Source organism: Microtetraspora sp. AC03309, assembly GCF_020826795.1.
In the GTDB taxonomy this organism is placed as follows: Bacteria; Actinomycetota; Actinomycetes; order Streptosporangiales; family Streptosporangiaceae; genus Microtetraspora; species Microtetraspora glauca.
In genome coordinates this window covers 1-1,097 of record NZ_JADDIL010000217.1, presented here as the reverse complement: position 1 = coordinate 1,097, position 1,097 = coordinate 1, and the positions used below count along the sequence as shown (strand labels likewise).

Below are 1,097 nucleotides of genomic sequence, written 5' to 3'. Positions count from 1 at the left end.
GTCAGCAGTAGATCACGCAAACGCTCGGCTGGGGTATCCCAGTCGAGCGTTTTGCGTGGGCGGCCGTTGAGTTGCTGGGCGACGTGTTCGAGGTCTTCGGGCCCGTAGACACTGAGGTCGGTGCCTTTGGGGAAGTACTGGCGCAGCAGGCCGTTGGTGTTCTCGTTGGTGCCTCGCTGCCATGGACTGGCCGGATCGCAGAAATACACCTGCATGTCGGTGGCCGTGGTGAAGCCTTTGTGCCCGGCCATCTCAGCGCCTTGATCCCAGGTCAGTGATCCCCGCAGATGCGCCGGCAATGTCTTCATGGTGGCGATCAGGCCGTCACGGACTGTTTCGGCGTCATGGCCGCCGGGCAGGTGCACCAGCATGGTGTAGCGGGTGGCGCGTTCGACCAGGGTGGCGATCGCGGTCTTGTTGAGTTCGCCCATGATCAGATCGCCCTCCCAGTGCCCGGGCACCGCCCGATCCTCGATATCGGGCCGGTCAGCGATCATGATCATCGGATCAACGAACCGCTGGTAGCGCTCACCGGGCTTACGGTTCGGTTTACGGCACGTGCGTCCAGACCGAAGGGCTTGGGCCACTTCCTTTTTCAAGCCACCGCGCGCCTGGAAGTAGAGGGATTGATAGATCGTTTCGTGGCTCACCCGCATACTCTCGTCGTCCGGAAAATCCCTGACCAGACGATGCGAAATCTCCTCCGGGGACCACCGTTTAGCCAGCCCCTCTTCGACCTCTTTGCGCAACCTCTGGTTGGTCACCAGTTTGGACGCCTTGGGCCGGGCCCGCGCCGCCGCAGCCGCCGCATCGGCCTGATAGGGCAGATACAAGCCCTCAACACGGTGCGCAGCGACCTCGCGGGACACCGTCGACTTATTCCGACCGATCTTGTCGGCGATCGCGGTGTAGCTCAGGCCGGCAGCCAGACCATCAGCGATGACCAGCCGGTCAGCCAGCTGCAAATACCTGCTGACGGACTCGTCATCCGGCGCAGTGCTCTGATGGGCGGCAACGGTTTTCACCGGTTGTGTGTACCGCGTGCCGGTGGCGTAATCGTGGACTGTGCCATCGGGATACACCCGCGTGTTGCCGAC

The 1,097-nt window shown here is 62.8% G+C and carries 1 protein-coding gene; it reads right to left on the bottom strand.

Translation table 11 applies throughout. The features are described from left to right. Positions 1-1,025, bottom strand: a 1,025-nt coding sequence (locus IMZ11_RS42395) for an IS30 family transposase (protein ID WP_228649206.1), incomplete at its 3' end; no start/stop codon positions are given. Positions 1,026-1,097 lie beyond the last annotated feature (72 nt).